The following is a 3,584-nucleotide window of genomic DNA, read 5'->3' on the forward strand; positions in this document are numbered from 1 at the left end:
ATTAATTAATCAATTGAATTGATGAAAAACGTGTGAAGATATGATAAGATATATAATAGATAATAAGAAATTATCCTATGATTAATATACTATATATAAAAGGAACATTCAAGGATGAAAACGATTATTTGGCAACAAAGTAATGTGATTGTAGATAGAGAAGTCGAGTCAGATGAAATTATTGAAATTATCAGTCAAAATTGGGATAAAAAAACAGTTCATTATATTTGGTCAGAAACAGCTATTGGAAAAACCTCTCTGATTACTAAAGTAATTGAAAAATATGATAAAGATGATTGTGATATTATTAGAATAAAAACAAAACCGTGTAATGATGATAGTGGTGATACTGCGTGGTATTATTTACAGGAATTATTTGATGGTATTACAAAATATTTTGAAAAACTGGAAGAAGAAAATGGCTATGCTTTAACATTTGACAATTTTCTGAATGGATATAATGATGCCAGTGTAAACCGGGTTAGATTAGCAGCTGGGTTGGAAACTTTATTTGGTTCAGATTCAAAGGAATCACTGTTTAAGAATGTATGTTATCTGACATTGAAGAAACTTTTAAAATTGAATGAATATTCTACTGATCAATTGAAACATGATACTTCTGTAGATTCTATTCTTGCGAAAACAAATTACATAAATTATGTTTTAAAAGCCAGAAAGGTTTTATTGATAATAGACAACTTTCAAAATATTGATAACCAGTCGTTAGGTTGCTTTAGGGATTGGATAAATGATGATTCAAGTACTTATTTTATATTAGAATTTACGCATACTCCCAACTCAGATAAATTTGATAAACAAAGAGAGTATTTTACTGAATTAGGTGCATATGTTATTAAAACAGAATTAGGACCAATTGACAAGACATACATTATAGATATTGTTCATAGAAATGTAAAAAACTTATCTAATGATATGGCATTTAATATAAATGTTATAAATCATTATGAGGAAGTGTCTTTAGGGAATTTAAGAGAATTGATAGATTATTCTGTAACATATGAACGTCCCAATGATACAGGTGAGAGTGAAAACAACGATATTGAGAATGGCACTTATCAGATTCTGCATAACATAAACAATCAGGAAACGCTTGCCATGTTAAGTCTGATAATATTTCACCAAGGAAAAATAAAAAGAAAGTATGCTGAAATGATTTTCTTCCCGGAAATTGATATTTCAAACGCAATACATGAACTATTGGAATTAAATCTGATCGAAGAGACAGATACTTATTATGAGCTAAAACATGCAAGTATTATTGATCAATGGGAAAAGCATATTAATGAATTTCAGCAAATTAATACAGTTGTTTATGGACGGACAAAAAAATACTACTTGGAGTATCTGGAAAGTTCTAATGTTAATGAAAGTAATGAAGCATGGATTCGACTATTATATTTGTATTCCAAGGTTGAGCCATTTGAAATCAAAAAATTACTACCACAATTAGAGAGTCAAATTATAATATCAATTTCCCCAGAAGATTCATGGGATTATATTAAACAATTATATGACATTATCAAGGAAGATATACTGAAAAATAAAGCAGTACTCTTTAAATTACTCGAAATATGTTATAAATTGGAGCTATATACTAATGGCTATGAAATATTATGTTATATAGAGAATTTCGGATACCTTTCCGAAAGTAAATTACTTTTGGCACATAAACTGTTGTATCTTTCTGCACTGGATCAGCATGAAACTGTTGTTGAATTATTTGAAAATATAAAGCCTGAAATATCTTTTGAATCACGTATTGGATTAAACATGATGCTAGCATGTTTGAGTAGTTATAGGTATACAGGGCAAATCACAGAGTGTTTAAAAATACACGAAAAAATCCTAACTACCCCTATATATAAAACATATGATGAATATGCAATTTTTCTTAGGTTAACAAATATTTATTTACCTAATAAGAAAGCTTTAAAATATGCTAAACAAAGCGTAGAATTGTTTGATAAGCATAATAACGTATACCAAAAAGGAAAATCGCAGATTACTTATGCAAAACTATTGGCTGGATTAGGAAAAAACGATAAAGCTCTAAATGTTTTAAGGAAAGCAGAGGCGTCATTAAAGAATCATGCCATACGTGGAAACATTTTATGGGTTGATGAAGCAGATATATTAATGGATCAAGGGATTCATGACAATTATGTATGGAATTTATTGAAAAAATCTGAATATACGGCTGTTATACCATATGATAAACTTGCTATAATTATAGTTAAGCTTGCATGGTGTTATGAAAATGATGAATTTATGAAAGCAAATCTTTTAATAGAAAGAGGGCAAAATCTGATTCCATTAGAACCTGATCATCATATACATGCTTTGTTTTATTATAATGCGTATGCTGTATTGAATAAATCTGGTGAAACAGAGAAAAGCCAGATATATTATAATAAAGCATATGAATTAAAAGAACATAGTCGTTACATAAAAGCACGTATATATGGACCCAAAACAAAAGAAGAAAAAAATCGTATAAAACACCCATGGTACATCATCTACTTATCATTCTGGAACCATGATATTGAAAACATTAGTGAATAAGCATAAAATGCCTATTCACTAATGTTAGGATATATAAGTTCTTCTAAATAGCGTGTGACAATAGAATTCCAACAGACATATTTCATATAATAATCCATATCGTGTAATGGTTTATTTAGTACGAAATGTTCCAGATAAGTTTCTATATAATTGAAGGAAGCTATTATTGAGAATATACCAGATCCGGCAAAGCGCACATTTAGTTCAATAAAATAGTATTCTCCATTATTAACTTTAAAGTCTAAATTACAAAATCCAGGTAATTTATATAAATTGCAGATTTTTTGTGTGATTGCAATAATTTTTTCATCATAAACTATCTGACTTCTAAAAGCCGTTCCATCTTTAATCTCAATAGTTTTTCGAGGGATTATTAATTTAGGAACACCATCTTTGTCAGAAAAAACATCAACAATTATAGTATCTCCTTCTATGTAAGGCTGTGCAAAGTAATCAGGATGAAAATGATTTTCTATATATTCTGCTTTTTCTAAGTCTACGATATATATTCCAAGACTGTTTACAGAATTTCTTTTACGAAAAATTACCTTCTTTTCATTAAACAGATTATTGCAAATGCGTGGAACTTTTATGCCATTTTTCATCAGCTCCTGAGTTGCTATGAGTTTGTCTTTAAATAAAACTACTGTTTTATAATCGGCTAAAAAGAATTTTGTTTTCACTTCATTCCGATATTTGGAAAGTAATACTGCTTCTGCATCTGAAGCAGGTATTAGCAGGTCGACATTCTCTTTTTCATTTACATAATTTAAAAAATCAATATATTCTGTCTCTTGTGTTATAGGTGGCGCCTGATAATATATATCAACCAATAGACTTCCTGCACATTCTCCTTTTTTATAGATATCGGAACCTATAATTATAATATCGTATTTCTTAATTCTACTTAATGCTTTAATAATGGATAATGAATTCGCACTATGTATATTGTTAATTTGAATGTTCATCTAATTTTCCTCCGAGGATAATTTCTTATTATC

General features: G+C 28.8%; 2 protein-coding genes. One reads left to right on the forward strand and one right to left on the reverse strand.

The annotated features are described in order from the left end of the window. The first annotated feature begins 114 nt into the window (after positions 1-114). On the forward strand, positions 115-2,583 hold the full coding sequence (locus tag Q0F58_RS18105; RefSeq protein ID WP_294379253.1) for a hypothetical protein: 2,469 nt from the start codon (positions 115-117) through the stop codon (positions 2,581-2,583). A gap of 11 nt (positions 2,584-2,594) precedes the next feature. Here Q0F58_RS18105 and Q0F58_RS18110 read toward each other — a convergent pair whose 3' ends face one another. Next, positions 2,595-3,551 carry an ATP-grasp domain-containing protein gene (locus Q0F58_RS18110; RefSeq protein WP_294379255.1) on the reverse strand — a complete coding sequence of 319 codons (957 nt, stop codon included), beginning with the start codon at positions 3,549-3,551 and terminating at the stop codon, positions 2,595-2,597. Positions 3,552-3,584: the final 33 nt, after the last annotated feature.

The organism is uncultured Clostridium sp. (genome assembly GCF_934754915.1).
In the GTDB taxonomy this organism is placed as follows: domain Bacteria; phylum Bacillota; class Clostridia; order Clostridiales; family Clostridiaceae; genus Clostridium.